Here is a 26976-nt window from a genome sequence, read left to right as displayed (position 1 = left end):
CTCAGGAGCAACCCGTCAGAGGAAGTCCTCCGGGTCGAACTCGTCGATCGGGATGACGCGTAGCCGAGGAAGTCGTTCGGTGAACGCATTCACGTCGTACTCCAGGTCGATCAGTTCCACCTGCGGGCCCAAGGCGGAGAAGCCTGCATTGCGGAATTCGGCGAAGCCCAGGACCGCCAACCGTCGCCCGTCGTTCAAGTCGTGGACGTGGGAGAGGAAATCCCCGTCATGGCTGACCAACATCACGTCAGCAGGACGGTCGCGGAGGACCTCCAGAGTGCGCTGGATCGCGATGTCGACGACCTTCTGGTCCGGTTGCCCGGACAAGGGGACCGGTTTGTAACCGACAGCGATCAGCGCCTGCACGAAAGGCATCGGGATCTCACCATTGACCGCGAGGAAGAACAGCGGCACCGAAGGCTGGCCCCAGTGTTCCTCGGCGAACCGTTTGACTCGATCCCAACGGGGCCGGTCCTCAGGGCGCGGGCGACGGCCGAGGATGCCCCCGCCCAATGTCGCGTCGATGTTCTCCCCATCGATCAACAAATAAGTCACATCGTTAGATGCAGGCATGGTCATGCTCCCTCCAGGGGCGGACACCGACGCGCCGCCCTCCTCATCCACGGATGACCGGGTCATGGCCTACCCAGCATCTTCATCATTTTCAAGAAGACCGTCATCGCCTCGGTAAATCGACCCACCGACAGCTGCGGCGGAACACCGAGACCTTGCACACGTTGGACAGCGATGGTCTGCGCCTCCGTGTACTTCAAGATGCCTTCACCGCCATGACGACGTCCCACCCCTGAAGACTTGAAACCACCCATCGGTGCTGCAGTCGACCCATAAGCAGCCCCGTACCCCTCGTTGACATTGACCGTACCGGCCTCGATCCGAGCGGCCAATGCACGACCCCGGGCGATATCCCGGGTCCACACCGACGCGTTCAACCCGTAGCAGGTGTCATTGGCCAGGGCGACCGCCTCGTTGTCGTCGGCGACACGATAGACCGAGACTACCGGTCCGAAGGTCTCCTCCCGGCAGACCTCCATCTCCTCGGTGACCCCGGTCAACACCGTCGGCTCGTAGAACCACGGGCCCAGGTCCGGACGCTCCTGCCCCCCGGTCAGGACCACGGCACCCCGCTCACGTGCATCTGTCACATGCCGCCGGACGACCTCGAGCTGCTCAGCGGAAACCAAGCTGCCCATGTCCGCGTCGTAGGTGAGCTGCGAGCCCAGCCTCATCGCACGAACAGCAGGGACGAAACGGGACAGGAAATCATCTGCGATCGCCTCGTGCAGGATCAACCGTTCGATGCTCACACACAGTTGCCCGCCCGAAGCGAAGCAGGCACGCACTGCTCCTTCGACGGCACGACCCAGGTCGGCATCGGCCGCCACGTACATCGGATTCTTCCCACCGAGTTCCAGCGAGCAGGACACCAGGCGCCGTCCGGCCTGTTCAGCGACCTGCCGACCGGTGCGGGTCGACCCGGTGAAACCGATGTAGTCACACCGTTCGAACAACGCATTGCCGACCACGCCGCCCCGTCCCAGGACGACCTGAAGGACCCGTGGCGGCAGGCCGGCCCTCCGCAGCAGTTCCGCGCAGAAGAGCAAGGTCAGCGAGGTCTGCAAGTCAGGTCGGACGACGACGGTGTTCCCGGCCATCAAGGCCGGCAGGACGTCGGTGATCCCCATCGACAGCGGATAGTTCCACGGGGCCACGATGCCCACCACACCCTTGGGACGTCGTAGTTCGGTGACCTGGGTCAGCCCCGGGATCAATCCGGTATGGCGCTGCGGGCCGATATGCCGCGGCGCGGTCCGGGCGTAGTACCGCGCAACCTGACAGGCGTCGACGATCTCCTCGAAGGCGTGCAGCCGGGCCTTTCCGCTCTCCAGCTGGATCACGTCCAGGAGTTCGACCTGGTGAGCGAGCACCAGGTCGTGGAAGTCCAGCAGGATCTGAGCGCGCTCGGACAGCGGTGTCGCCGCCCAACCAGGTTGGACGGCACGTGCCCCGTCCACCGCGACGCGCACATCTTCCGGAGTCGACAGCGGAATCTGGGCCAGCGCCTTGCCTGTCATCGGGGTCACCGCAGTGATCTTCTCCGCCCGGGGGGAGGTCACCGCGAGCGCGGTCAACCGCTGCACCCAGGCCGGGTCCAACGCGTGATGCCCTTGGCCTTCCGTCGTCTCAGGTCGTTCGTCTGAGCCGGAAAAGGCAGCGTCCACACCGGTCGTCGCAGTCATGCTCCCACCGTACGTCGTTCGAGGGCTTGACGAGGGCGGGCCGTGGTCCTGAGACCACGGCCCGCCCTCGTTCTGGTCAGTGCGCGGAGCTGTCTGTTCAGCCTGCGGTGTACGGAGCCACGATGACCTCGACGCGTTGGAATTCCTTCACGTCGCTGTACCCGGTGGTGGCCATCGAGCGACGAAGCGCTCCGGCGAAGTTCGTCGTGCCGTCGGCGGTGCGGCCGGGGCCGACCATGATCTCGTGCAGAGGCGCGCAGGTGCCTACGTGCACCCGCTCTCCACGGGGCAGGTCCGGGTGGTGTGCTTCTGAACCCCAGTGGTGGCCACGGCCAGGTGCTTCTTCAGCGCGGGCGAGGGCCGCACCGATCATCACCGCGTCCGCTCCGCACGCTATGGCCTTCACCACGTCGCCGCTCCTGCTGATTCCACCGTCGGCGATGACGTGGACATAGCGACCGCCCGATTCGTCGAGGTAGTCGCGTCGAGCAGCGGCGACATCGGCCACCGCGCTGGCCATCGGGGCGTGGATACCCAAGGTCTGGCGAGTCGTGTGCGCCGCTCCGCCGCCGAATCCCACCAGCACACCGGCCGCACCGGTGCGCATCAAGTGCAGGGCTGCGGTGTAGGAAGCCGCCCCACCGACGACGACCGGCACGTCCAGCTCGTAGATGAAACGCTTCAGGTTCAACGGCTCGTCCTGGGAGCTGACGTGCTCGGCCGACACCGTCGTCCCTCGGATGACGAAGATGTCGACGCCTGCATCGACGACCGTCTTCCAGTGTTCCTTCGTACGCTGCGGCGACAGTGCTCCGGCCACCACCACGCCGGCATCCCTCAGGTGCCGTAGACGTTCGGTGATCAGCTCGGGCTTGATCGGCTCGGCGTAGATCTCCTGCATCCGGGAGGTGGCCTCGACTGGAGACAGTTCGGCGATCTCCGCCAGCAGCGCGCTCGGGTCCTCGTACCGGGTCCACAGGCCTTCCAAGTCGAGGACACCCAAGCCACCGGCCTCGCCGAAGGCGACCGCCGTCTGCGGGGACATCACCGAGTCCATCGGAGCAGCCACGAAGGGCAGGCCGAACTGGTAGGCGTCGATCTGCCAGGAGATCGACACATCCTCCGGGGTTCGGGTGCGTCGTGAAGGCACGATCGCGATGTCGTCGAAGCTGTACGCCCTGCGGCCGCGCTTTCCGCGGCCGATCTCGATGTCGGTCACCGCACCAATCTACCCACGGTTCGCCTCTCGGGTCTGCGGGCACCCGGCCGCAGCCACACGATCAACGGGAGTTACCGGTGTAATTGGGTGCCGCGGTAGTCATCTGGATGTCATGAGGATGCGACTCCTTCAGGCCTGCCGCCGTGATGCGAACGAAGCGCCCCTTCGTCTGCAGCTCATCGATCGACCGCCCGCCCACGTAGAACATCGATTGACGCAATCCGCCGACCAGCTGGTAGACGACTGCTGCGAGCGGTCCGCGGTAGGCTACCTGGCCCTCCACCCCTTCGGGCACGACTTTGTCGTCGTCAGTGACATCGCCCTGGAAGTAGCGATCCTTCGAGTAGGACTTGGCCCGGCCCCGGGACTGCATCGCTCCGAGCGAGCCCATCCCCCGGTACTGCTTGAACTGTTTGCCGTTGATGAAGACCAACTCGCCGGGGCTCTCCTCGCATCCGGCCAGCAGCGAACCCAGCATCACCGTATCGGCGCCGGCCACCAGGGCTTTGGCGATATCTCCCGAGTACTGCAGGCCGCCGTCTCCGATCAAGGGGACCCCGGCCGGACGACAGGCCAGGCTCGCCTGGTGAATAGCGGTGACCTGTGGTACTCCGACCCCGGCCACGACTCTGGTCGTGCAGATCGAGCCTGGGCCGACACCGACCTTCACCCCGTCCGCACCTGCATCGACCAGGGCCTGTGCCCCGGCCCGGGTGGCCACATTCCCCCCGATCACGTCAACGCCCTTTGTCACCGGATCGGACTTCAACCGGCGGATCATGTCGGTGACTCCGCGGGCATGGCCGTTGGCGGTGTCGACGACCAGCAGGTCGACCCCGGCGTCCACCAGGGCCATCGACCGTTCCCAGGAGTCTCCCCAGAATCCGACGGCCGCGCCCACGCGGAGTCGCCCGGCGTCGTCCTTCGTGGACAGGGGGTACTGCTCGGACTTCGTGAAGTCCTTCACGGTGAACAGGCCGCAGAGTCGACCGACTTCGTCGACCAGCGGGAGCTTCTCGATCTTGTTCTTCGCCAGCAGAGCCAGGGCTGACTCCTTGTCGATCCCGACCGGGCCGGTGACCAGGGGCGCCTTCGTCATGACATCACGGACCCGGCGGGAGAAGTCGCTCTCGAAGCGCAGGTCACGGTTGGTGATGATGCCGACGAGCAGACCGGTGTCGTCGACGACGGGCAGACCGGAGATCCGGAACTGACCGCAGGTGGCATCCACCTCAGCGAGCGTGGCATCGGGGCTGGTGGTCACCGGGTCGGTGATCATTCCGAACTCGGAACGTTTGACCACGTCGACCTGATGAGCCTGGTCCTGGATCGACAGGTTGCGGTGCAGAATGCCGATTCCGCCCTGCCGGGCCATCGCGATGGCCATCCGGGACTCGGTGACCGTGTCCATCGCCGCGGAGACCAGCGGAATCTTCACCACGATATTGCGGCTGATCCGGGTGGCGGTGTCGGCCTCGCTGGGGATGACGTCCGTGTCTCCGGGCAGCAGAAGCACGTCGTCATAGGTCAGGCCGATCGTGGCAAAGGGATCCCGGTCGGGTCCGGTCGCGTCGCTCATCACCTCAGTCTAAGACTGACCGGTCGTCCCGCTGCGCGGTGGTGAGTCGGCTTCCACCGCTTGAGAGACCGCCCGTCCGGGGAACGACCTGTCAGGTCGTTCCCCGGACGGAGAGGATCACGGTGCCTCTGCCGGCGCAGGTGGAGCTGCCGGCGGCTGAGGCGCAACCGGGGGTTTCGGAACCGGGGGTTTCGGAGCTGGAGGCTTCGGCGCCGGGACAGCCGGCGGAGGTGCGATGTGCGGAGGCTGCTCCCGGACCGACGGGGGCGCGGCAGGCTGCTGAGGTGGCAACTGCGGTGCCGGTGGTTGCACCCGCGAAGGTACCGGTGCCTTCGGCGAAGCCGTCGTGGGGCGGCCTGGTTCACTCGGCCGCTGGGTAGGCACCGACGCGGGCGAGGTACGACTGCCCACACTCGATGACGACGGCGAGGATGTTGCACCGGCCGTACTCTTCGTCGTCACCGGCGACGACGGCGTGTTGTTCTGGTTCTGGATCTTCACCGGACGCACGATCGGCGACAGCAGCGGAACATCGACCCCGGCGATCGCCAAGGCCACCGAGCCCAGGATGCACAAAGCCACGCCGCCACCGACCGCGGCGGTACCCACGGCGCCTTTGGCAGCACGATCCCCCGTGGACGAGATCTCCTCGTCCCGGTCGTCGATCGTCGCCAAAGCGCCCTTGGGCGGACCGGCCGCCGCGATCTGGGTCTTCGCCGGAGAAGGGCCAGGCATCTCACCGGACTCGGCCCGGTCAAAAGCTGTAGTTGCCGCGGCTGAAGCAAACTGTCGGGTGCCGGCTCGCTCCCGAGGCCCCTCGACATCGAAGCCGCGGGTGCGGTCGACGGCTTCGACCCGAGCCGTCACCGGAGGAGCCGTCAACGGGGCAGCCATGGTCCGCCCTGCTACGGATTGCACCCTGGTGTAACCTGCTTCGTCCTCATCCGGCACTGCTGCAGGGGCTTTGACCTGGTTGGCAGGTGACATCTCGATCGGGGCAGTGGGCGGAGCAGGAACTACGCGGCGACCTGGTCCCCCGGAAGATTCTCCGCCCGAAGCTCCACCGGACGGTGGTTTCCCGATCTCAACCGGCTCCACCGGTTCGGTGTGCGGATCTTGAGCAGCTGGCCGGCCGTTCTCCTGGGGTGTACCGGACTCCCTCGGCACCGGGACGTCCTCCGTGGCCGGACCAGCCGCATCAGGCTCTGCCGCAGCACCACCGACAGGCCCTACCGGGCGCGCGGGACGTGAAATGTTGAAAGACTGTCGCGCCCCGGCTCCCGCCTCGAAGCGAGCCATGTCGACGAAGTGCTCCGGGGCATCGCGTAAGAGGACCGTGGAGGCGGACAGCCCGGCCGCGGCGAGGATCCCGGAGACCCCAGCCCTCGGGCCGGCCCAGCCTGCACCGGCGACCTCCTCCAGCACATCCGCAGCACGTTCCTCCACGGCGTCCAAGCTGAAAGAACGCCACGACCCCGCAGCATCGACCAACACCGGCTCGGCCCATGCCTGCAGGAGCATGGCCGTCGGATCGTCGACGATCATCTCGCCCCGTGCCAGCGCATCAAGGAGCTGATCGTCTGCGTCGTAGAAATTGCCCGCCATCACTCTTCACCCCTGGCCTCATGCATCAGACGCTGCAAACGGACGAGCGCACGATGTTGCGCCGCCCGCACGGAACCCACCGGTATACCCAGCGAATCACCGGTTTCCTCGGCAGAAAGCCCCACTGCTATCCGAAGAATCAGGAGTTCCCGCTGCTGTTCGGGAAGCTGGTCCAACAGATGCCAGGCTTCCCAGGTCTCGTCCGAGCTGTCCCCCAACAGTTCGGGAAGTTCTTCGCCCCGCTCCGATTCGTCCATCACCGCCTGGCAGGCCTCGCCCACTGCCCGCGCACAAATCGTGTGGACCACCTCGTCGAAAGGCTGCACGAATTCGTCGTACGACAGAAGCTCGACCAGCGCGGCCACACATACCGCCTGAGCCACCCTTTCAGCGGCCAGAGCCACCTGAGGGAACTGCGGAAGCTTTGCCCTGCTGTATCGGTAGGCACGGTCGTGGACACAGGCGGCCAAGCGCTCACGTGCCTCGTTCTCGCCGGCGCGTGCACCCACCGCCAGATCGGTCAGCACCGACCACTCCGAAGGTCTCCCCGACTCCGACATCTCACCATGGCCTGTTTCCATCCAGCCGGACGGTCCCCGCCGGTGATAGTCACTCCCTCCCCTGGAGTGGCCCCCTGTCATCCGTCGAACTCCCTCTCCTGTCCGCTGGCACGGCTACCGATGCAAGCGTTTCGCCGGTCGGGTTCTTCACGGATGGCTGACGCCCACAGCACCCCGATCACAGGCTGTTCTCCTGACTGTTGGCTCATGGGCAGGTCTTTCTTCCTACCAGAGGTTTTGGCCCACCCCTCAGCGGGTATCCCGTGACATGACGCCCGGTCGGGCGTGCGTCCGACTACCGATGAAGAGAGATTCTCTCATTCACCTTGCCAGACGCCGACCAGAACGCGGCAACCTGGTGGACCCTCACCCATAAGGAGACATCGTGGCCGAGATATCGAGGCTGCCCGGACCCCTAGCCGACCAGTGGGAATGGCAGTTCGCCGGCAGGTGCCGGACATCGGACCCCGATGTCTTCTTCCATCCAGAAGGTGAACGTGGCTCCGCCCGCAGACGCCGCGACGAAGCGGCCAAGAACGTCTGCCGGCGGTGTGCGGTCCTGATCGAGTGCCGCGCCCATGCCCTGAAGGTCCGAGAACCCTACGGAGTCTGGGGAGCCCTCACCGAGGACGAGCGAGAGTCCATCCACCTCACCGAGAGACAGGTTCCCGCAGCGAGCTGACCCTCGACTGTTCCAGCCTAACCCGCAGTCAGAGCAACGGATGGCCCGCCCCCGACTCCGGGGGCGGGCCATCCGTCGGTCGTCACCTCAGGTCAGTGGCCGTGGCCATGACCGTGGCCTGCTGCCGCAGCAGGCTCTTCGACCTTCTTCTCCACGACCAGGGTGTCGGTGGTCAAGACCATGGACGCGATCGACGCAGCATTGCGCAGCGCGGAACGCGTGACCTTGACCGGGTCGATGACTCCGGCCGCCATCAGGTCGCCGTAGACGCCGGTGGCTGCGTTCAGGCCCTGGCCGGTCGGCAGCTCGCGCACCTTGGCAACGGCGACATAACCCTCCATGCCCGCGTTCTCGGCGATCCAGCGCAGCGGCTCGGCGGCAGCCTTCTTGATGATCGCCGCTCCGGTGGCCTCGTCGCCGGAGAGCTCCAGCCCGTCGATGGCCTCGGAGGCGTGCACCAGTGCCGTTCCTCCACCAGCGACGATGCCTTCTTCGATGGCTGCCCGAGTCGCCGAGATGGCGTCCTCGATGCGGTGCTTCTTCTCCTTGAGCTCGACCTCGGTGTGCGCACCGACCTTGATGACGCAGACGCCACCGGCGAGCTTGGCGAGACGTTCCTGGAGCTTCTCACGGTCCCAGTCGGAGTCGCTACGCTCGATCTCCTGCTTGATCTGGGCGACGCGGGCGTCGACCTCGTCCTGCTGGCCGCCTCCCTCGACGATGGTGGTGTTGTCCTTGGAGACGACGACGCGGCGGGCGACACCCAGCATGTCGAGGCCTGCGGCGTCCAGCTTCAGGCCGACCTCCTCGGAGATCACGGTGGCGCCGGTGAGGATCGCCATGTCCTGCAGCATCGCCTTACGGCGGTCGCCGAAGCCGGGCGCCTTGACGGCGATGACCTTCAGGACCTCACGCATCCGGTTGAGCACCAGGGTGGACAGGGCCTCACCCTCGACGTCCTCCGCGATGACCAGCAGCGGCTTCTTCGCCCCGGCAATCTTCTCCAGCAGCGGCAGGAGGTCCTGGACGCTGGAGATCTTGCCCGAGTTGATCAGGATGTAGCAGTCCTCCAGGACGCCTTCCATCCGCTCGGAGTCGGTCACGAAGTACGGCGAGAGGTAGCCCTTGTCGAACTGCATACCCTCGGTGAACTCGAGCTCGGTCGAAGCGGTCTGGGACTCCTCGACCGTGATGACCCCGTCCTTGCCGACCTTGTCGAAGGCCTCGGCGATCAGCTCACCGATGGTGGCGTCCTGCGCAGAGAGCGCAGCGACCTGGGCGATCTCGGTCTTGCCCTCGACCTCACGCGCGTTGGCCAGCAGCTTGTCGGACACTGCGGCCACCGCAGCATCCATCCCCTTCTTCAGCCCCGAGGGGGCGGCACCTGCGGCGACATTGCGCAGGCCTTCCTTGACCATGGCCTGGGCCAGCACGGTCGCAGTGGTGGTTCCGTCACCGGCGATGTCATTCGTCTTGGTGGCGACCTCCTTGGCGAGCTGCGCACCCAAGTTCTCGTAGGAGTCCTCGAGCTCGACCTCACGCGCGATCGTCACACCGTCGTTCGTGATCGTGGGTGCACCCCACGACTTGTCGATAACCACGTTGCGACCCTTCGGACCGAGGGTCACCTTGACGGTGTTGGCGAGGGCGTCGACTCCCCGCTCCAGCGCCTTACGGGCGGAATCGTTGAACTCCAGCTCCTTGGCCATGTCAATCCTTCTCTCTGCAGTCTGGAGGCCGGATTCACCGACCAGGGGATCTCACGAACGACGCACGCCCCGGCGCGCACCTGGTGGAAGGTGGGCCGGGGCGCCGTCAGAGGTCTTGCCTACGAGCGGTTCAGCGCTCGACGATCGCGAGAACGTCGCGAGCGGAGAGGATGAGGAACTCCTCGCCCGAGAACTTGACCTCGGTGCCGCCGTACTTGCTGTAGATGACCTTGTCGCCGACCTTGACGTCGAGCGGGATGCGGTTGCCGTTGTCGTCGACACGCCCGGGGCCCACGGCGAGGACCTCGCCCTCCTGGGGCTTCTCCTTGGCAGTGTCCGGGATGACCAGTCCGGATGCGGTGGTCTGCTCGGCCTCGCTGGACTTGACGACGATGCGGTCCTCGAGCGGCTTGATGGAAACCGACACGGTAGGAACCTTTCGCTTCGGCCGTGCCCGCCTGGGGCACGGGTGGACTGATGGGCTGCTCCCTGCGCACACCTGACGCCGTCGCGGGGGTCGCCAAGCACGCTGTACGGAAGCGATCTTGATCCACTCCGCTGCGGACGACTGCTATTAGCACTTGCCCGCATGGAGTGCTAAAGCGAATTTAGGCCCGGCCTTAGCACTCGGTCAACTCGAGTGCCAACACGGAGCGTCACGCGCTCAAACTGCCGCATATTCCTCGGACCGCCCGTCCCCGAGGAGAACTCGCCTCACCACCCCTCAGGACCACGGATCTGTCACCCAGCGGGACAGGCCCACCACGGCTCACCGACCCGACGCACCCCACGCCGTCGGCCAGGGCATGAGCCGGAGCCGTACCGGGTGCGGCAGGATGAACACCATGGATATAGGCGTCGTCGAAAAACTGCTCTCCCCCGAAGGATGGGCCTTACTCAGCTCGCTCCCGCCCTATGACGACGCCACCGCGCTCCACCTGGGCGCGTCCCTCCGCGAAGCCGGATACGACCCCGAGCTGGTCTCGGCCGCACTCACCCAATGCCGTCTACGGGCCCGAGCCCAAGGAAAACTCGGCGACTTCGCCGCCGGGATGCTCTTCACCTCCGACGGGCTCGAACAAGCCACTCGCCTCGAGCTGGGCGCTCGGCATGCCTCCCGATACCGCCAAGCCGGGATCGAACATGTCTGGGACCTCGGCTGCGGGATCGGCGCCGACGCCATGGCCATGTCCGCACTGGGACTACAGGTCACCGCCGTCGACCAGGACCCCGCCACCGCCGCCATCGCCGGGACCAACCTGCGCTACTTCCCCGATTCCCGCACCCGCGTCGGTGATGCCGCCGCGATCGCCGACGAGATCACCGCGCTTACCGACGGCGCCTGGTTCGATCCGGCCCGCCGCAGCCCCGGACGTCACGACGCCCAAGGACGGACCCGCCGCACCTTCCGTCTCGACGAGCTCACCCCCTCCTTCAACACCCTGGTGGAGACCGCCGCCCGAGTCCCCGCCACCGGGGCCAAGCTCAGTCCCTCCCTCGCCCACTCCGCCGTCCCGGCAGGCTGCGAAGCCCAGTGGACCTCCTACGCCGGAGAAGTCCTCGAATGCACTCTGTGGTGGGGCCCACTGGTCACCGAAGCAGGCCGGAGCGCTCTGGTCCTGCGCCCGCCGTCGGCCGACGGCAGTGCCCCCGCCGTCGACATCACCCTCACCGAACGCGATGCCCTTCCCGGCCAGGATCGCCCCACCGCCACGGCGGCCCCCTCCGAAGGCGACTGGATCTGGGACCCGGACAAAGCCGTTGTCCGCGCCGGGCTCACCGGTGCTCTCGTCGCCGCCACCGACGGAACAGAACTCGCCGCAGGAGCCGGTTATGTGACCGCAGCGAGCCCCTCCGAGGTCGCTTACGCGCGGCGATACCAGATCAGCGCCGCGATGCCTCTACAGCACAAGACGCTGCGTCACTGGCTCCGGAGCCAGGACATCGGGCGCCTCACCATCAAGAAACGCGGTATCACCCTCGACGCCGACCGACTCCGCAAGGATCTCCGACTCGACGGACGCGGCAACGAACTCACCTGCATCATCACCAGGGTCGGCGACAAACAGTACTTCCTCGCCGTCGAACCCCGACCCACCACGCACACCACGTCGGAGCACACTGCATGAACACCACCAACACCACCGCTGACGCCACCCTCCTCACCCAGGCCCCTGACACCGGCCAGGCGCCCTATCTGCCGCCACCATCGCCCCAGACGTACGAGAACGCCCGCCGATACAGCGATGCTCAGGCCAAACCACTCGGCGCCTTCGGGCGACTCGAAGAGCTCGCAGCCTGGATCAGCGCCTGCCAAGGACAGCTCCCACCTGCCCAGCTGAACGACGTCCGCGTCGTCGTCTTCGCCGGTGACCACGGCGTCGCCGCTCACGGAGTCTCCGCCTACCCCTCGGAGGTCACCACCGCCATCGCCACCGGCGTCGCCCAGGGCGCAGCCGGAGTCAACGCACTGGCGGCGGCCCACGGCATCCAGGTACGCATCGTCGACATCTCCTGCCTGGACGACATCGACATCCCACCGGCCGCTCACGCCACCCCGGTGGCCAAGATCCGACGCGGCAGCGAACCCTTCCACCTGCGGGACGCCCTCACCCTCGACGAGACCAGAGAAGCACTCGCGCTGGGCGACCGCATCGCTGCAGAAGAGATCGCCGACGGCGCACAGCTCCTCATCGCCGGCGATGTCGGTATCGGGAACACCACCGCAGCCACCGCGCTCATCGCCGCCACCTACGACCTGCCCGTTGCCGCCGTCACCGGACGGGGAACCGGCATCGACGACGAGGGGATGCGCCGCAAGACCGAGGTCATCGACACCGGGATAGCCCGGGTCGGCGAGCGCCGTCACGATCCCTTGCACCGGTTGGCTGCGCTCGGATCCGCCGATCTCGCCGCTGCTACCGGCTTCATGACGGGGGCTGCCCGCCGCGGCGTCCCGGTCCTCGTCGACGGGGTCATCTCTGCTGCTGAAGCCGTCATGGCCGAATCCCTCCAGCCGGGGACTCGCGCATGGATGCGGGCCGGTCATCTTTCCCCTGAACCGGCCTGTGGATTGGCCTTGCAGCAGCTCGGGCTCGTGCCGATCGTCGACCTGGGCATGCGGCTCGGCGAAGGCAGCGGCGCCGTCTGCGCCGTACCGATCCTGCGCACAGCTGTTGCCGGCATCAGAGATCTCGCACTGCTCAGCGAGCTCACCGATGTCGATCACCCCGTCACCACCACCGAGGCACCGTTGTCATGAGCGCAGGGCAGGGCTCCAGCCCCTCGAAATCCCGCCCCGGTCAGGGGCCAGGGGCCCTGCCTGGTGACGCCTTCGCCTTGGCTGCGGGAACTTTGACGATCCTGCCGACTCCGCCGCCGACCGCGGTCAACCGCCGGGTCGCCGGCTGGGCGATGATCATCGGTCCGGTGGTCATGGTCCCGGTGGCATTGTTCTCTGCGGCTGTCGGCGGGCTGCTCGCGCACGCGGGGGTTCCTCCCACCGCGGCAGGGTTCGTCACCGTCGGGCTTGTTCTGGCCCTGACCCGGGCCATCCACGCCGACGGGTTGGCCGACACCGTCGACGGGCTGGGTGTCTCATGGGATCGGGAGCGGGCGCTGGACGTCATGCGCCGTGGTGATGTCGGGCCGATGGGTGCTTCCGCACTGATCGTCGTGCTGGGGTTGCAGGCGGCTTGCCTCGGAGCGGTTCTTGTCCGGCCCTGGGGGTGGGCTGTCGCCGCTGTGCTCATCGCGGCATCCCGGGCTGCGCTGGCGACCGGCACCCGGGCCGGTGTCCCCGCTGCCAGGCCTGAGGGGCTCGGCGAGGCTGTCGCTGGTGCGGTCCCCTGGTACCGGTGGTTCCTGTGTTGGGCGGTCACTGCGGCTGCCATCCTGTCCGTATCGGCCTTTGCCGCCACCGGTGGGAGTCCGCTTCTCCCGGGGACGTCGATCCCGATAGGCGCCTTGGGTGCTGTTCTCGGTGCCATGCTGGCCTGTGAACTCGTCCTGTCCTTCGTCGTCCACCGCCTGGGCGGAATCACCGGGGACGTGCTGGGGGCATTGGTCGAGGCTGCTGCGGTCGTCCTGTTCCTGGTGGTGTTGCTCTGATCCGCTGGGCTGCGAGAGGACGAAGCGGGGTCAGTTCAGCAGCTGGTGGCAGCGGGTCAGCCGGTCCCGCCACCAGGTCACCCGCTCCGGTGGCGCGGCCCATCGTTCCAGGAGTTCTTCGTCGCACTCCGGCCGGCGCACGTGGAGGTCACCACTGACCGGAACCAGGGGGTCGGCCGCGACATCCCCGGCTGCCAGCTCTAAAGTGCCTAAGCCACAGGCGTATTCGAGTTGAGGCAGTGCTGCCGCCAAGGCCAGTCCAGCACTGATACCCACTGACGTGTCCAAAGCGCTGGAGACCACAGCTGGCAGTCCGGCCTGTTCCACGACCTGCAGAGCTCGACGGACACCCCCCAGCGGAGCGACTTTCACCACGATCAGATCTGCCGCGCCCAGGTCACGGACCGCCATGGGGTCGCCTGCCTTACGGATCGACTCGTCCGCAGCGATCGGGACGTCGATCCCGGAGACGGCCAGTTCCCTCCGTAGTCGAGCGAGTTCTTCCACCCTCGCGCACGGTTGTTCGACATACTCCAGGCCATGTCTGGCCAGCCGGGAGATCGCTTCCACGGCCTGGTCCACCGTCCAGGCGCCATTCGCATCGACCCGTATCCGGGCAGCTGGCCCCATCAGCGCGCGCACCTCGGCCACTCGGGCCAGGTCATCCGCCAGGGTCTGCCCGTGCTCGGCGACCTTGACCTTGGCCGTGCGACAACCGTCGTATCTGGCCAGGACCGAGGTCACCTGTGCCGGGGCGATGGCAGGGATCGTTGCATTCACCGCCACGGTGGAGCGGCAGGGCCCAGGATGCCCTGTCCAGGCTGCTTCCACCGCTGCACCGAGCCACCGGGCCGCCTCGTCGTCCGCGTATTCCAGGAAGGGCGCGAACTCTCCCCAACCCGCGGGGCCGTGAAGCAGCAGCGCCTCACGTTCCTCCACACCTCGGAAACGAACCCGTAGAGGAATTCGGACGACTCGTGCCCCGGCGAGGAGATCCGGAAGATCCGGCGGCGCAAGGACGAACCGGTCGGCGCAGGGGTCAGACATCTGCCCAGGCTAACCGGATATCCCAGCGCTTTTCCGGCTCACCCCAGATCGGCGGCTTGGACGGCGGTCGCCACGATGAGATCCATGATCTGATCGACGTCTGCATCCTTGGGCAGCAAGTTCGCCGCCGTAGACAGCCCTTGGAGCAGTGGCGGGTAGACCCGGGTGCCGGTGCCTTGGTCGAGTGCTTTCGCGGTGGCCGCCGCAGAGGCGACATCGGAGAAGATGAAGACCGAGGGGCGCCCTTGCTCGGAAGCGACCTCTGCTGAGGCCTGGTGGAAGGAGAGCGGCCCGCAGGTTGCCAGGTCAGGACGCTGCTCCGCCAGGATCGCTCGTGCGGCGGCAATCGTTTCTCGATCCTGGTCCGCGGTCGGTGACGACGAGCTCGGCGCGATGAAAGCCACATAGGGCGGCACGCCACACATGCGGGCGGTCTCCGCCGTCCGGATCGCGATGGCTGCGGAGGTGGCGGCATCCGGATGCGCGGTGAACAGAGTGTCGGCGACGAAGACGACCTCGTCGGGTAACAGGACGGCCTGGGCCGCCGAGATCACCGGGGCTTCGGCGACCAGGGGGATCACGGTTCGGATCGTGTCGAGGAAGTGGGACCGGGTGTCGTTCAGGCCGCCCACCACACCGTCGACCTCCCTGTCACGGACGAGCGCCAGCGCGTGCAACAGGGGTGAGTCCTTGTCGAGATGGAGACCAGCCGCTGTCAGCTCCTGATGCAGTGCCGTGGCCGTGGCCGATTCCTCTGCCGGGTCGACCACGCGCACGTTGATGGGGAGTCTGCGTTCACCGAAGAGCGCCAGTTGCTCGTCCAGGACGGCTTGGCTGACCAAGGCGGTGAAACGCAGGGCTTCGTGACGTTGCAGCAGGTAGAGGGCCCGCATCATCCGGTGATCGGTGACATCGGTGATGGCCAGGTGTACGTGCCCACGAGACATCTGGGCCCGCAAGTGGGCGTGGAGCTGGGCAGGGGTCGTGCGAGTGGTCTGCCTGCGCTGGGACAAGGTATCGAGGAAGGCCGGAACGTAGTTCTGCGCGACGGTCTCCATCACCCGGCGTGCCCGTACTTCGTCATCGGCCGGGATGCTGTGGTCCATGTTCACGATGCGGCTGGCAACCGGGAAGGTCGCATCTCCGGTGGCCAGTAAAGGCAGTTCTCCGGAGAGCGCCGGCTCGATCAGGCTCATCACCTGCGGGTCGGGGTGGACACCCACTGTCATCAGCAGACCGGCCAGCCGGATCCCGGCAGACTCGGCCAGGGCTACGGCCATGAGCACGTCGTGTCGGTCGCCGGGGGCCACGACGAGAGCACCCTCGGTCAAGTACGGGAGGAAACCCGGAATGGTCTGTGCGGCGATGACGGTCGAGGAGACCCTCCTGGAGAGATCACCGGAGAGCGCATCGAGCTCGAGTTCACGCACCAGGTCGGCGACACGCGGCCTTCCGAATTCGTCGTAGTCGTCGACGATCGCCGCACACATCAGGTCGTGCGACTGGAGGGCGTCGGCCAGTTCACCGTGGTCGACACCCTCGGGGACCCGGTTGGCGACGACACCGACGACTCTGCTCTGACCATGTACGCGATAGATCTGGGCGACGGTGGCCGCGAATTCGGCGAAACGGGTGACATTACCGGCATCCACCGTTCCGACGAGAACGACCTCGGTGTCGAGCGAACGGGCGAGTTCGCCGTTCATCCTGCTGGCGTAGAACTGTTCCCGGGAGGGCACCATCCCCTCCAGTACGAGGATCTGGTGTTCGTCGTCGAGTTCGGCGATCAACTCCACGGCATTGGTCATCACGCCAGAGACCCGTCCCAGGGCAAGCCTGTTCTCCAGGTCTGCGGCATCGATGGGCTGCGGTGGCCGTAACGAGGTCGCCAAGCGGAACAAGCTGGTTGAGCTGTCCTCAACGGCACCGCGTATGTCCCCGAAAGGTTTGGCGAAGCCCACCGACAGGTGTCGTCCTTCCAGGGCGTGGACCAGCCCGAGGCAGGCAGAGGTGACTCCCGCCCCGGGGGTCAACGGGACGACGAGGATACGGCGGGCCATGAGCGGCTCCCTCGGGGTGTGTGCCGGTGCGGGTCCGGTGAATGTGGCTCCTGCATGTGTCACATCGGCCGCTATCAACCATTTCCGAAGCTTTTTCACCTGGGGACAGGCGGATTCATCCGCACCGGCCTGTCGCCGACCTCAGAACGACCCCGTGTCACCCCTGAGAAGGTCCACCTAGGATCGGCGATGTGACCAGTGACGCCATGACACCAGCCGAGAACTCGACCTCACGACCGATCTCGCCGACCTTCGACCCGGAGGCCTGGGCCCCGGTACCGGGGTTCGAGTTCACCGACATCACTTACCACCGCTGCGTCCTTCCAGGGCCGGTTCCGGGGCGCACCCTGGGCGCCGTACGCATCGCCTTCGACCGTCCGGAGGTGATGAACGCTTTTCGCCCCCACACCGTGGACGAGCTCTACCGAGCCTTGGACCACGCCCGGATGACCCCGGACGTCGGAGCGGTCCTGCTCACCGGGAACGGGCCCGGACCCCAGGGCACCGGAGCAGCGGACAAATGGGCCTTCTGCACTGGCGGTGACCAGCGGATCCGTGGCCGTAGCGGGTATCAGTACGCCTCGGAGAATGCCACCACGGCCGGCGACGAGACCGCATCATCGGTGGACGAGGCCCGGGTCAAGGCCGAGGGCGGACGTCTGCACATCCTGGAGGTGCAACGGCTGATCCGGACGATGCCGAAGGTGGTGATCGCCCTGGTCAACGGTTGGGCCGCCGGAGGTGGACATTCGTTGCACGTCGTCTGCGACCTGACCCTGGCCTCCCGGGAGCATGCCCGTTTCAAACAGACCGATGCGGACGTGGGTTCCTTCGACGCCGGATACGGCTCGGCCTATCTCGCGCGGATGGTGGGGCAGAAATTTGCTCGGGAGATCTTCTTCCTGGGCCGCACGTACTCTGCCGAGGACATGCAGCGGATGGGCGCGGTCAACCTGGTGTGCGAACACGCCGAGCTGGAAACCGAAGCCCTTGAGGTCGCCCGGGAGATCCTGGGCAAGTCGCCGCAGGCTCAGCGAATGTTGAAATTCGCTTTCAACCTGGTCGACGACGGTTTGGTCGGTCAGCAGGTTTTCGCCGGGGAGGCAACCCGTCTGGCCTATATGACGGATGAAGCCGTCGAGGGCCGTGACCAGTTCCTGGAGAAACGTGCCCCCGACTGGTCGCCCTTCCCCTGGTACTTCTGAGCATCCCGTCGGTGGGGCCGGGCCAACAGCTTCCGGCACCACCGACGATCGGCGTCAACGGTAGATGGGTCCGCGGTGCACCTTGTGTGCGGCAGCCTGGGCCACCGGTTTCACCGTGAGCTTGTCGACATTCACGTGGTGGGGCAGTTCAGCCACCCAGGCGATGCACTCGGCCACGTCGTCCTGGGTGAGCGGACGGTCGACCCCTTCGTAGACCTTCGCGGCCTTCTCGGCGTCCCCGTCGAAACGGACCAGCGAGAATTCGTCGGATTCGACCATGCCTGGCGCGATGTCGCAGACCCGGACAGGCTGCCCGTTCAGCTCGAGACGCAGGGCATCACTGACTGCGACCTCAGCGAACTTGGCTGCGTTGTATCCGCCGCCGCCTTCGTAGACCGTCTGCCCGGCAATGCTGGTGATCGTGATGATCGTGCCCTGCCCCGAGGCGACGAGCGCAGGCAGGAGCGCCTTGGTGACGGCGACGGTGCCCAACACATTGGTCTCGAACATCGTTCGGTACTCGCCCAGATCGGCCTCGGCCACCGGCGAGAGCCCGATCGCTCCACCAGCATTGTTCACCAGCAAGGCGACCCGCTCACCGGCTTCCCTGGCTAGGGCTTCGACCTGCTCGGGGTCCGTGACATCGCAGCGTATCGCGCGACAACCGATCTCAGCTGCCAGCTCCTGGAGACGGTCGAGCCGCCGGGCGGCAGCGATCACCTCGAAGCCGTCCTGGGCGAGCCTGCGGGCGGTCGCCCTGCCGATGCCACTGCTCGCACCGGTCACTACTGCCACTCCACGATTCGTCATGTCGTCATTCTCCCCGTTGTCTAGCCGGGACAGGGGTCTGCACATCTGGGCAGCCTCGACGCGGTCACGCGCCGCGGACATGGCATCGGTAGGGCGAACCGGTCGCCTATGGTGTCGTTGTGCCCCGTGACCTGGTCCTGCTCCCCGTCCATCCAGGTGAGCGTGCAGTGGAGTCCCTCACGGCATGGCAGGCAGCGATCGAGGGCGATGGCCCCGCGGTGGTCCCGTTCCCGGCGGACGGGCCGCCACCGGTCCTGCCCGGGCACGACCCCGCGGAGCTGCCCGACGACCTGGTCACCGTGCTCGGCACCTCAGGCTCGACAGGAACACCCAAACGTGCTCTGCTCACCGCTGCTGCGCTCCGGGCCAGCGCACGCGCGACCGAGGAGCGGCTCCACGGCCCGGGTGACTGGCTGCTGGCCGTCCCCGCCCACCATGTCGCCGGCGTGCAGGTGCTGATCAGGACGCTGTTGGGTGCCGGCAGGGTCAGTGCAGTGGCTTCCGGCCCGTTCCGGGTACCGGGCTTCGTGAACTCCGCGGATCACGTGCACCGATCCGCAGGCGAGCGCCCGTCCTACGTCTCGCTGGTACCTACTCAGCTGTATCGCCTGCTCGACAGTCCGCAGGGGGTGGCCGCCTTGCGTCCCTTCGCAGCGGTTCTGGTCGGGGGTGCGGCCACAGATCCGGCCGTGGTGGACCGGGCCCGCTCCCTGGGGGTCGGCGTGGTGACGACCTACGGGTCGAGCGAAACCTGCGGCGGGTGTGTCTACGACGGTGTGCCTTTGTCCTGCACCGAGGTCGGTCTGGAGCCGGTGGACTCGCCGTCGGGGATCGGTCGGATCGTGCTCGGCGGGTCGATGGTGGCCGCTGGTTATCTGGGTGATGCCGAACGTACCCGGGCTGCTTTTTCTTCGACGACGAAAGGCCGGTCGTTCCGCACCGACGACCTGGGATCGTGGGAGAACGATCCGGGAACTGGTCGACGTGTGCTCACGGTGCGGGGGCGGGTGGACGATGTCATCGTCACCGGTGGGATGAAGGTGATGCCCTCGATAGTGGAGGAAGCGCTCGCCCAGGTGCTGCCGTCCGGCTGGCAGGCGGTCGTCGTCGGGCTGCCGGACCCACGCTGGGGTCAGGTCGTGGCTGTGGCACTCGCGCCTGGACAGCCGAGCGAGAACAGACCTCAGGATCTGGCTTGTGCTTCTCCTGCAAGTGAATACGTCAGACTTGACGCTCCTTCGGCAGCGTCCCTTCCGGAACTTTCACAGCTTCGCGAACGTCTACGTGGACAAGTGCCGCACTACGCACTTCCTCGGCGCGTGGCGGTTCTCTCCTCGCTGCCGACGATCGGTGTCGGCAAGGTCGACCGCGCCGCTGTCCGGCAGAGGTTCCTCAGCGGAGCTGACACAATGAACAGTGATGATCGACCTGTCATCCCGGGCTGAAGGGGACGGCTCCGACCAGCTCGATCCTCAGCAACGAAAGATCAGACCAAGGAGTGGGACGTGTTACGGGTGGTGCTGATGCTGGCGCTCCTGGCGTTCACGGTCTATGCAGTCTCCGACTGCATCCAGACCGACGAGGAACGGCTCTCAGGGCTGCCCAAGGCCACCTGGGTGATGGTGGTCCTGGCCTTCCCCGGGGTGGGCGCCACCGTCTGGTTCCTGGTGGGCAGGCCGTACGGGCCGAACAACTCCTCCCTGGTGAAACGCCTGAAAGAACCCCCGCGCCCGAGAGGACCCCGTGGCCCCGATGACGACCCCGACTTCCTGAAGAGTTTGTGATGGCAACCGTCCCCCAATGGATCGAAGGCGCACGTCCGCGCACCCTGCCCGCTGCCATCGCCCCCGTGGCCATCGGGACCGGCGCGGCTGCGGCTCTCGGTAGGCCGTCCGCCGCAGCCGCGATTCTGGCCCTGGTGGTCTCGGTCTCGCTGCAGATCGGCGTGAACTATGCCAATGACTACTCCGATGGGATCCGTGGCACCGACCATGCGCGGATCGGCCCGATCCGACTGGTGGGCCAGCAGCTGGCCAGCCCTGAGGACGTCAAACTCATGGCGATGTGTTGGTTCGGTTTCGCAGCCCTAGCTGGTCTGGCGCTGAGCGCACTGGCCAATACGTACTGGATCCTGCTCCTGGGTGTTGCCGCCATCGTGGCCGCGTGGTTCTACACCGGCGGCAAACGCCCGTACGGATATCTGGGCCTGGGTGAGGTCTTCGTCTTCATCTTCTTCGGCCTGGTCGCTGTCTTGGGCACCCAGTTCACCCAGGCCCTGGCCCTCTCTCCCGCGGGGTGGGCCGGGGCTGTGGGCTGCGGGTCGCTCAGCTGCGCGATCCTCATGATCAACAACATCCGGGACATCCCCGGCGACTCGGTCAGCGGCAAACGAACCTTGGCTGTCCGCCTCGGAGAGAAAAAAGCCCGTGTGCTTTTCGTCCTGATGATTCTCGTGGCTCTGGCCTGCGCGGTGGCGACCGGCCTCTTCCACCGTGGCGCTTTGGCCGCTGTGCTGTCTTTCGGGCTTGCGGTGCTTCCGGTGTTCCGTGTCCTCAAGGGGGTCAAGGGCCCTGCCTTGATCTCGGTCCTCGGGTCTATCGGTCAGTTGACCTTGGCCTACGGGATGCTCCTGGGGCTGGGTATGTGGTTGGGTCCCTCTCCGATCTGATGAGCTACCTTCCAGGAACAGACACTTCGAGGCAGGGCGTTGTCCGAAAGTCCTCGCGCGATCCCTGCGGAGAGGCGAGAATGCCCTGAAGCGAGTCTCTCTAGTGATGGAAGGCCCGCTGTCCTGTCTTCATCCGTCGCGCTCGGCAGCCCACGGGCGCCGATCTCGAGGAGCTTCCGTTCATGGCTCGCATCCTGGTGGCCTGCGACAAATTCAAGGGTTCGTTGACTGGAACCCAGGTGTTGACCGCGATCAGCGAGGGGATGCGTGCCGCGCTCCCCGACCTGGAGGTCAGCGCCACTCTCATCGCCGACGGGGGTGATGGCACCCTCGACGCCGCCGAGACGGCAGGCTTCACCCGAGTACCGGTGACCGCCTCGGGTCCTTTCGGTGATCCCACCAACACCTCGTACGCCATCCGGGGTGAACAGGCCGTCGTGGAAATGGCCGACGCCTGCGGGATCGTCCGGGCCGGCGCACGTCGCAACGCCTTGGGCGCGACCAGCCGGGGGGTGGGCGATGTCATGGTCGCAGCTCTCGACGCCGGAGTCCGGGACATCGTGCTGGGCATCGGTGGAAGCGCTTCCACCGACGGTGGTGCCGGCATGTTGCAGGCCTTGGGGGCACGTCTGCTCGACGACCAGGGCAATGATCTCCCGCCCGGTGGCGCCGCGCTGGCCCGGCTGTCCACCCTTGACCTGTCGGCTCTCCACCCCGCGCTGTCGCAGACGAAGATCACCCTGGCCAGTGACGTCAACAATCCCTTGCTCGGTGAGCGGGGCTGTGTGGCTATTTTCGCCCCGCAGAAGGGAGCCGACGAGGCCATGTGCGCAGAGCTGGAAAATGCGTTGACACACTATTCCTCGATCGTCACCGAGGTGACCGGACAGAATGACACCGAGCGTCCCGGTGCCGGTGCCGCGGGCGGAGTCGGCTATGCCGCTCAGGCCGTGCTGAGTGCGACGATGCGACCGGGGATCGATGTCGTCCTGGGCCTGGGCGAGTTCACCGAACTACTTCCTGGCGCCGACCTCGTCGTCACCGGAGAAGGTGCGCTCGATCTCCAGACCCTGCTGGGTAAGGCCCCGGCAGGAGTCGCAAGGGCTGCGAAATCCGCTGGTGTCCCGGTGATCGCTGTGTGTGGTCGCGCCGAGCTGACTCCACAGGAGATCTCCGAAACGGGGCTGGACGCGATCTACCAGCTGGTCGACATCGAGCCGGACCCGCAGGTCTGTATGCAGGAGGCCGACCGGCTGCTGCGCGAACTGGCCGGACGCGCGGCTCGGGAGCAATTCGCTTCCTGACCTCCGCACCTGTCAGGATGCCGGGATCTCGACGAAAAGTCAGCGGTAACGCTCGCCGTTCGCCGCGATCTCGGCGTCCTCGGCGTCCTCGTCCCGAAGCATCTTCCGAGGAGAGACCGCACGCGACCCGTCCGCCTTCCCTTCCGCGCCGGCGTCCGCCGTGTGCGTCTGGGCTTCCTGCTCGGCTTCCTTCGCCTGGTGCCGGGCCTCGACCCGAGCCGCGATGCGCTCACTCATCTCGTCCCTCGGTCCGTTCAAGACGAGCATCGAGATCAGCATCGACACGGTAGCGGCGAGCAGGAGCAGGATGAGCATCCGGTCACGCAAAGGCGGAATCAGCCAGAGCACGACCGCACAGAGCAGGAAGACACCGATCCTGAGCACGGAATAACGCAGGACGGGAGACCTCATCTTCGACCTCACAATCCGGAATAGGAGTGTTGCCCGGCAAAATAGACATTGACCACAGCAAAGTTCACGATGATGGCCAGATAGCCGACGACGGCCAGGACGTTCGCGGTACGCCGGCTCCAGCCGCTGGTGGAGCGGGCGTGCAGATAGCCGGCGTAGATCACCCAGATGATGAAGGTCCAGGTCTCCTTCGGGTCCCAGTTCCAGTAGTAACCCCACGCCTGCTGAGCCCAGATCGCCCCGGCGATCAGCGAGAAGGTCCACAGCGGGAAAGCCACGATGTGCAGGCTGTAGGCGATCCGGTCGAGACTCTCCGCCCGGGGAAGAGTGTCAAGGAAGCTGTTGCGGCTCTCGCCGTCGGTGACACTGCGCTCACGCCGTTCCTTGACCAGATGCAGCATCAGGACGCTGACAGCGATGGTGAACACCGCCACCGACAAAGTCGCGATCGGCACGTGGATGGCCAGCCAAAGACTACGCAGACTCGGCAGAAGCTCCGCCGCCGGTGAATACCAAACGGTGAGCGCCAGGCCCAAGATGAGAAGAACCGGCGTGGTGACGAAAAGTCCCAACCATTTCAGCGGCCAGCGCATCCCCATTCCCAGGTAGACCGCCAGCACCAACATCGACCCGAAGACGGCGAACTCGAACATGTTCGCCACCGGAACGCGGTTACTGGCCACGCCTCGGCAGACCACCGAGACGACCAGGAACATCAGACTCAGCCAGGTCAGGCTGACTCCGGCAGCCCCGGAGGCAGTACCTCGAGGGCGGGCCTTCCGGGCCTGCGGAGAATCCGGCGCGTCCTGGCCCTCGCCCGGTTCAGCAGCTTCACTCGGAGACGCCGCCCCGTCCGCAGACGACACCTCGGTGGTTCCCCCTGCGGCTGATGCCCCGCCTACGCCGGCGAGCTCTTTCGACCGTTCCTCCGTCGCGACCTGCTCTGCGGCGCCCGGACGTTCCGCGAAGGCCACGTAGACGGCAAAGGCCAGCATCGCGAGCGTCAGTACCACCATCGCGGCGTACAAGGCGAGATTGGCGTAATGCGCAAGCTGCAGGTTGATGCGTGCATCGAGCAGGAGGATCGTCATGAGCCTGTCCGCAGAGGTCGGTCCCCGCATGCGGGGTCTGGATAGATCGGTGGCCTGTCACCTCGTGGGTCTCGCCCAGGACGATCGCCAGACCGGCCGTCTGTTCAGACTAACGTCCTGAACCCGCAGAAAGGACCTGCTTGGCCTGCCGTTCGTCGACCTGCCGCACCAGATCGGCCACCACGACGTCCAGCTTCGGGTCATCGCCCTTGGCCAGCCCGGCGACTTCCATCCTGGTCCGTCGCCGTCCGTCGGCTCCCACCGGTTCGGTATGCACCCGTACGAAGATCCGGCGGCGGCGGACCAGCAAGGAGGCCACCAGGCCCAAGGCGGCCACCAGTGACGACATCAGGGCGAGCGGACGCGCCGGGTCGTACCTGGCAGACACGCCGGCCCACCGGTCCAGTTGGTCGAAAGTGACACTTCCTCGCCCGCCGGGGAGTTCGGCGCTCTGCCCCGGGGTCAGGGTCAGCCTCACCTGGCTGCCGTCTTCGCCCTTGACCGGGGACATCCGGGTGGTGTCCACCGTGTACACCGACTGGGCTCGCCCTTCGGGGAACAGCTCCCCCTCGTAGGCGGTCAGGACCAGAGCCGGATTCGTAGCTCCGGGGAAGGTCGAGCGCAGTCCACCGTTGACATCAGCGGCTGCGGTCGGGAGGAGGAGCCCCATCAACCCGAGCTGTTTCGGTTGGGCGCCAGTCACCTTGACCGCGCCTGTGGAGGTGTAGTTGTCGTCCTGGGGTAGGAAGGGCACCTGCTGGCGGAAGAGAACCTGTCCGGCAGCATCCCGCACGGTGATCGTGGGCGCATATCCGTTACCGAGCAGGTACACCTGGGTATCCCCGAATCCCAGTGGTCCGTTGACCGAGAGTTCCCGCGGCTGCATCGGTTGGCCCGGCCCCTCGGTGACGCTCGTCCGAGCGCGGAAGTCACGGGGTGCACCGACCTGTTTTCCTGCCCGGGGGTCGGACTCGAAACGCACGTCCAAGGCGTCGATCCGCACGGTGAAGGGGGGCAGGTCCTCGGCGTTCACCCAGGGGCCAGGGTTGAACGTGTCGTAACCGGACACCGAGTTGGAGAAGGACTGCCCGACCGGGACGATCCGGTCTCCCCGCCAGCCGACCAGATGCCCCCAGGCCAGGGCCACGATCAGGACCAACAAGGCGATATGGAAAAGCAGGTTGCCCGTCTCCCGGGAGTATCCGGTCTCCGCGGAGAGCGTGTTCGGATCGTCGTCCTGACCGCACCGGAAACGGTACCGCCAGCCAAGGGCACGCCGTGCCTGAGCCAGAACCGCTTCCGGTTCGCCGTCGATGACGCCTTCATGGTGGCTGGGCAGCCGTTCCATCCGACGTGGCGCGCGCGGCGGTGGATGACGGATCGCTTGTACATGCAGCTTGGTCCGAGGCACCACGCAGCCGATGAGAGAAAGCATCAACAGCAGGTAGATCGCGGAGAACCAGGGTGAGCTGAAAACTCCGAAGAAGCCGAAGCGGTCGAGCCAAGGGCCGGTGTCCGGGTGGTCGCGGAGATAGTCCGCCACCCGTGCGGGGTCCAGGTTCCGTTGCGGGAAGATCGATCCGGGCACCGCCGCCACCGCTACCAGGAGCAGCAAGAAGAGCGCGGTGCGCATGCTGGTCAGCTGTCGCCAGGCCCACCTGAGCAGTCCCAGCGGCCCCAGTTCGGGAAGTCGTCCTCCTGAGGGTCCCCCCTCGGAGTTCTTCTCGCCGGGCTGCTCACCGTGCTGATGCTGCGCGTCCATATGCCTCGCCAGCCTGCCATATCCGCCCCGCTTCTGGCTCTTTCTACGCAGAACCGCTCCGCCGCGGTACGTCGTCAGCAGCGAGCGCGGAGCCTCACAGCGAAGGGATGAACCCGTTGATCAGACGGATCTGCAGAAAAACCACCAAGGAGTCCCACCACCCGGTGAGCAGGAGCACACCGACGGCCAGGAGGAGGCCGCCGCCGCACCGCTGCACGAGCACGTGGTGTCGACGCAGCCAGGACGATGCCGCAGTCGCTCGCGCCCACCCGGCGGCCACCAGCAGAAAAGGCACCCCCAACCCCCCGCAGTAGGCCGCGCCGAGCAGACAGCCCCGCAGAATGGTTCCCGGCCCTCCGCCGGTCGTCGTCGCCAGGGTGTAGATGACCGCCAGCGTAGGGCCCATGCACGGAGCCCATCCCACGGCGAAGACCATCCCCAGCAGAGGGGCACCCGCCAGACCAGCCGCCGGACGCCAGCGCGGCGACCAGCTTCCTTGTGTCCCCCATCCCAGGAAGACGAAGGCCAGGGCGATCACGACCAGCCCGCCGACCGTCGAGACGGCACGCCGATATTCGACGAGGAAGGATCCCACCGCAGAGGCCAGGACCGTTCCGGCGAGGAAGACCACCGAGAAACCTGCCACGAAGAGCGCAGCACCGATGATCACCCGGGCGGACGGTGGCCTCCTCAGCGGCGTTTCCGGCACTGAGCCCCGCTTGTTCTCCTGGCCGTCACGCGACCCGGCGACCTCTCCGGAGAGCCCGGTGACATAGCCGAGGAAGCCCGGAACCAGTGGCAGCACGCAAGGAGAGGCGAAGGAGACCACTCCCGCCGCCATCGCGACGAGTACGGCCAGGACGAGGTTGCCGTCAGCGGCGATCGCGCTCACGTCG

24 protein-coding genes are annotated in these 26976 nt (G+C 66.5%); 9 read left to right on the top strand and 15 right to left on the bottom strand.

Annotated features, from left to right (window positions below; genetic code table 11):
• Positions 1 to 15 precede the first annotated feature (15 nt).
• The 6 genes from DX923_RS02925 to DX923_RS02900 all read right to left on the bottom strand — a co-directional run bounded on the left by DX923_RS02925 (position 16) and on the right by DX923_RS02900 (position 7242).
• Positions 16 to 573 carry an NYN domain-containing protein gene (locus DX923_RS02925; protein ID WP_116116119.1) on the bottom strand — a complete coding sequence of 186 codons (558 nt, stop codon included), beginning with the start codon at positions 571 to 573 and terminating at the stop codon, positions 16 to 18.
• A gap of 62 nt (positions 574 to 635) precedes the next feature.
• Positions 636 to 2258, bottom strand: coding sequence for a succinic semialdehyde dehydrogenase (locus tag DX923_RS02920; RefSeq protein ID WP_116112566.1), 1623 nt, complete (start codon positions 2256 to 2258; stop codon positions 636 to 638).
• Positions 2259 to 2355: 97 nt separating this feature from the next.
• Entirely contained in the window at positions 2356 to 3477 is a 1122-nt protein-coding gene (locus DX923_RS02915; RefSeq protein ID WP_116112564.1) for a GuaB3 family IMP dehydrogenase-related protein, read from the bottom strand.
• 61 nt (positions 3478 to 3538) lie between these two features.
• A complete protein-coding gene (gene guaB, locus DX923_RS02910; RefSeq protein ID WP_116112563.1) occupies positions 3539 to 5056 on the bottom strand; it encodes an IMP dehydrogenase in 1518 nt (505 codons plus the stop codon).
• Between the two features lie 117 nt (positions 5057 to 5173).
• A complete protein-coding gene (locus DX923_RS16075) occupies positions 5174 to 6661 on the bottom strand; it encodes a hypothetical protein (protein ID WP_162872738.1) in 1488 nt (495 codons plus the stop codon).
• Entirely contained in the window at positions 6661 to 7242 is a 582-nt protein-coding gene (locus DX923_RS02900; protein WP_162872737.1) for a sigma factor-like helix-turn-helix DNA-binding protein, read from the bottom strand. Before DX923_RS02900 ends, DX923_RS16075 begins: the two co-directional genes overlap by 1 nt.
• A gap of 364 nt (positions 7243 to 7606) precedes the next feature.
• Here DX923_RS02900 and DX923_RS02895 point away from each other — a divergent pair, with 364 nt between their 5' ends.
• Complete coding sequence (locus tag DX923_RS02895; protein WP_116112559.1) at positions 7607 to 7903, top strand: WhiB family transcriptional regulator; 297 nt, start codon at positions 7607 to 7609, stop codon at positions 7901 to 7903.
• A 92-nt stretch (positions 7904 to 7995) separates the two neighbouring features.
• Here the strand turns inward: DX923_RS02895 and groL are convergent, their stop codons facing one another.
• Both groL and groES read right to left on the bottom strand, forming a co-directional pair.
• Positions 7996 to 9612, bottom strand: coding sequence for a chaperonin GroEL (groL, locus tag DX923_RS02890; RefSeq protein WP_116112558.1), 1617 nt, complete (start codon positions 9610 to 9612; stop codon positions 7996 to 7998).
• 130 nt (positions 9613 to 9742) lie between these two features.
• Positions 9743 to 10039, bottom strand: a complete 297-nt coding sequence (groES, locus tag DX923_RS02885; protein ID WP_006501629.1) for a co-chaperone GroES — start codon at positions 10037 to 10039, stop codon at positions 9743 to 9745.
• A 409-nt stretch (positions 10040 to 10448) separates the two neighbouring features.
• Here groES and DX923_RS02880 point away from each other — a divergent pair, with 409 nt between their 5' ends.
• The 3 genes from DX923_RS02880 to DX923_RS02870 are packed head-to-tail and all read left to right on the top strand — an operon-like array spanning position 10449 to position 13722.
• A complete protein-coding gene (locus DX923_RS02880; protein WP_346218095.1) occupies positions 10449 to 11741 on the top strand; it encodes a class I SAM-dependent methyltransferase in 1293 nt (430 codons plus the stop codon).
• Positions 11738 to 12874, top strand: coding sequence for a nicotinate-nucleotide--dimethylbenzimidazole phosphoribosyltransferase (gene cobT, locus DX923_RS02875; protein WP_116112555.1), 1137 nt, complete (start codon positions 11738 to 11740; stop codon positions 12872 to 12874). The genes DX923_RS02880 and cobT overlap by 4 nt, the downstream gene beginning before the upstream one ends.
• Positions 12871 to 13722, top strand: a complete 852-nt coding sequence (locus tag DX923_RS02870) for an adenosylcobinamide-GDP ribazoletransferase (protein WP_116112553.1) — start codon at positions 12871 to 12873, stop codon at positions 13720 to 13722. Before cobT ends, DX923_RS02870 begins: the two co-directional genes overlap by 4 nt.
• 30 nt (positions 13723 to 13752) lie before the next feature.
• Here the strand turns inward: DX923_RS02870 and DX923_RS02865 are convergent, their stop codons facing one another.
• Complete coding sequence (locus DX923_RS02865) at positions 13753 to 14769, bottom strand: o-succinylbenzoate synthase (protein ID WP_116112551.1); 1017 nt, start codon at positions 14767 to 14769, stop codon at positions 13753 to 13755.
• A gap of 38 nt (positions 14770 to 14807) precedes the next feature.
• Complete coding sequence (locus tag DX923_RS02860; RefSeq protein ID WP_116112550.1) at positions 14808 to 16829, bottom strand: phosphate acyltransferase; 2022 nt, start codon at positions 16827 to 16829, stop codon at positions 14808 to 14810.
• A 206-nt stretch (positions 16830 to 17035) separates the two neighbouring features.
• Between DX923_RS02860 and DX923_RS02855 the strand changes: the two genes are divergently transcribed.
• Entirely contained in the window at positions 17036 to 18034 is a 999-nt protein-coding gene (locus DX923_RS02855) for a 1,4-dihydroxy-2-naphthoyl-CoA synthase (protein WP_116116118.1), read from the top strand.
• Positions 18035 to 18088: 54 nt separating this feature from the next.
• On the opposite strand, the gene DX923_RS02850 is transcribed toward DX923_RS02855, so the two are convergent.
• Positions 18089 to 18844 carry an SDR family NAD(P)-dependent oxidoreductase gene (locus DX923_RS02850; RefSeq protein WP_116116117.1) on the bottom strand — a complete coding sequence of 252 codons (756 nt, stop codon included), beginning with the start codon at positions 18842 to 18844 and terminating at the stop codon, positions 18089 to 18091.
• A gap of 119 nt (positions 18845 to 18963) precedes the next feature.
• Between DX923_RS02850 and DX923_RS02845 the strand changes: the two genes are divergently transcribed.
• From DX923_RS02845 to DX923_RS02830, 4 genes are all read left to right on the top strand, one after another.
• Complete coding sequence (locus DX923_RS02845) at positions 18964 to 20289, top strand: AMP-binding protein (protein WP_116112548.1); 1326 nt, start codon at positions 18964 to 18966, stop codon at positions 20287 to 20289.
• A 60-nt stretch (positions 20290 to 20349) separates the two neighbouring features.
• Complete coding sequence (locus DX923_RS02840; RefSeq protein ID WP_116112547.1) at positions 20350 to 20628, top strand: PLD nuclease N-terminal domain-containing protein; 279 nt, start codon at positions 20350 to 20352, stop codon at positions 20626 to 20628.
• Complete coding sequence (locus tag DX923_RS02835; protein ID WP_116112545.1) at positions 20628 to 21512, top strand: 1,4-dihydroxy-2-naphthoate polyprenyltransferase; 885 nt, start codon at positions 20628 to 20630, stop codon at positions 21510 to 21512. Before DX923_RS02840 ends, DX923_RS02835 begins: the two co-directional genes overlap by 1 nt.
• A gap of 182 nt (positions 21513 to 21694) precedes the next feature.
• Positions 21695 to 22816 carry a glycerate kinase gene (locus DX923_RS02830; RefSeq protein ID WP_116112543.1) on the top strand — a complete coding sequence of 374 codons (1122 nt, stop codon included), beginning with the start codon at positions 21695 to 21697 and terminating at the stop codon, positions 22814 to 22816.
• Between the two features lie 39 nt (positions 22817 to 22855).
• Here DX923_RS02830 and DX923_RS02825 read toward each other — a convergent pair whose 3' ends face one another.
• The 4 genes from DX923_RS02825 to DX923_RS02810 form a co-directional block, all read right to left on the bottom strand.
• On the bottom strand, positions 22856 to 23227 hold the full coding sequence (locus tag DX923_RS02825; RefSeq protein WP_116112542.1) for a DUF4229 domain-containing protein: 372 nt from the start codon (positions 23225 to 23227) through the stop codon (positions 22856 to 22858).
• A gap of 8 nt (positions 23228 to 23235) precedes the next feature.
• The gene (ccsB, locus tag DX923_RS02820) at positions 23236 to 24318 is read right to left on the bottom strand and encodes a c-type cytochrome biogenesis protein CcsB (protein ID WP_116116116.1); all 1083 of its coding nucleotides are present in this window, start codon (positions 24316 to 24318) and stop codon (positions 23236 to 23238) included.
• 109 nt (positions 24319 to 24427) lie between these two features.
• Complete coding sequence (gene resB, locus DX923_RS02815) at positions 24428 to 26080, bottom strand: cytochrome c biogenesis protein ResB (protein WP_116112540.1); 1653 nt, start codon at positions 26078 to 26080, stop codon at positions 24428 to 24430.
• Positions 26081 to 26174: 94 nt separating this feature from the next.
• Positions 26175 to 26972, bottom strand: coding sequence for a cytochrome c biogenesis CcdA family protein (locus DX923_RS02810; RefSeq protein WP_116112538.1), 798 nt, complete (start codon positions 26970 to 26972; stop codon positions 26175 to 26177).
• Between the last annotated feature and the right edge of the window lie 4 nt (positions 26973 to 26976).

The organism is Austwickia chelonae (genome assembly GCF_003391095.1).
Classification (GTDB): Bacteria; Actinomycetota; Actinomycetes; order Actinomycetales; family Dermatophilaceae; genus Austwickia; species Austwickia chelonae_A.
Note: the sequence above shows the minus strand (reverse complement) of the source record. Positions and strands in the feature narration are given on the sequence as shown.

Coding starts and splice junctions, on each gene's coding strand:
- DX923_RS02925 (WP_116116119.1), bottom strand. CDS start 573: ATGCCTGCATCTAACGATGTGACTTATTTGTTGATCGATGGGGAGAAC.
- DX923_RS02920 (WP_116112566.1), bottom strand. CDS start 2,258: ATGACTGCGACGACCGGTGTGGACGCTGCCTTTTCCGGCTCAGACGAA.
- guaB (WP_116112563.1), bottom strand. CDS start 5,056: ATGAGCGACGCGACCGGACCCGACCGGGATCCCTTTGCCACGATCGGC.
- DX923_RS16075 (WP_162872738.1), bottom strand. CDS start 6,661: ATGGCGGGCAATTTCTACGACGCAGACGATCAGCTCCTTGATGCGCTG.
- DX923_RS02900 (WP_162872737.1), bottom strand. CDS start 7,242: ATGGAAACAGGCCATGGTGAGATGTCGGAGTCGGGGAGACCTTCGGAG.
- groL (WP_116112558.1), bottom strand. CDS start 9,612: ATGGCCAAGGAGCTGGAGTTCAACGATTCCGCCCGTAAGGCGCTGGAG.
- DX923_RS02880 (WP_346218095.1), top strand. CDS start 10,449: ATGAACACCATGGATATAGGCGTCGTCGAAAAACTGCTCTCCCCCGAA.
- cobT (WP_116112555.1), top strand. CDS start 11,738: ATGAACACCACCAACACCACCGCTGACGCCACCCTCCTCACCCAGGCC.
- DX923_RS02870 (WP_116112553.1), top strand. CDS start 12,871: ATGAGCGCAGGGCAGGGCTCCAGCCCCTCGAAATCCCGCCCCGGTCAG.
- DX923_RS02865 (WP_116112551.1), bottom strand. CDS start 14,769: ATGTCTGACCCCTGCGCCGACCGGTTCGTCCTTGCGCCGCCGGATCTT.
- DX923_RS02860 (WP_116112550.1), bottom strand. CDS start 16,829: ATGGCCCGCCGTATCCTCGTCGTCCCGTTGACCCCCGGGGCGGGAGTC.
- DX923_RS02855 (WP_116116118.1), top strand. CDS start 17,036: ATGACACCAGCCGAGAACTCGACCTCACGACCGATCTCGCCGACCTTC.
- DX923_RS02850 (WP_116116117.1), bottom strand. CDS start 18,844: ATGACGAATCGTGGAGTGGCAGTAGTGACCGGTGCGAGCAGTGGCATC.
- DX923_RS02835 (WP_116112545.1), top strand. CDS start 20,628: ATGGCAACCGTCCCCCAATGGATCGAAGGCGCACGTCCGCGCACCCTG.
- DX923_RS02830 (WP_116112543.1), top strand. CDS start 21,695: ATGGCTCGCATCCTGGTGGCCTGCGACAAATTCAAGGGTTCGTTGACT.
- DX923_RS02825 (WP_116112542.1), bottom strand. CDS start 23,227: ATGAGGTCTCCCGTCCTGCGTTATTCCGTGCTCAGGATCGGTGTCTTC.
- ccsB (WP_116116116.1), bottom strand. CDS start 24,318: ATGACGATCCTCCTGCTCGATGCACGCATCAACCTGCAGCTTGCGCAT.
- resB (WP_116112540.1), bottom strand. CDS start 26,080: ATGGACGCGCAGCATCAGCACGGTGAGCAGCCCGGCGAGAAGAACTCC.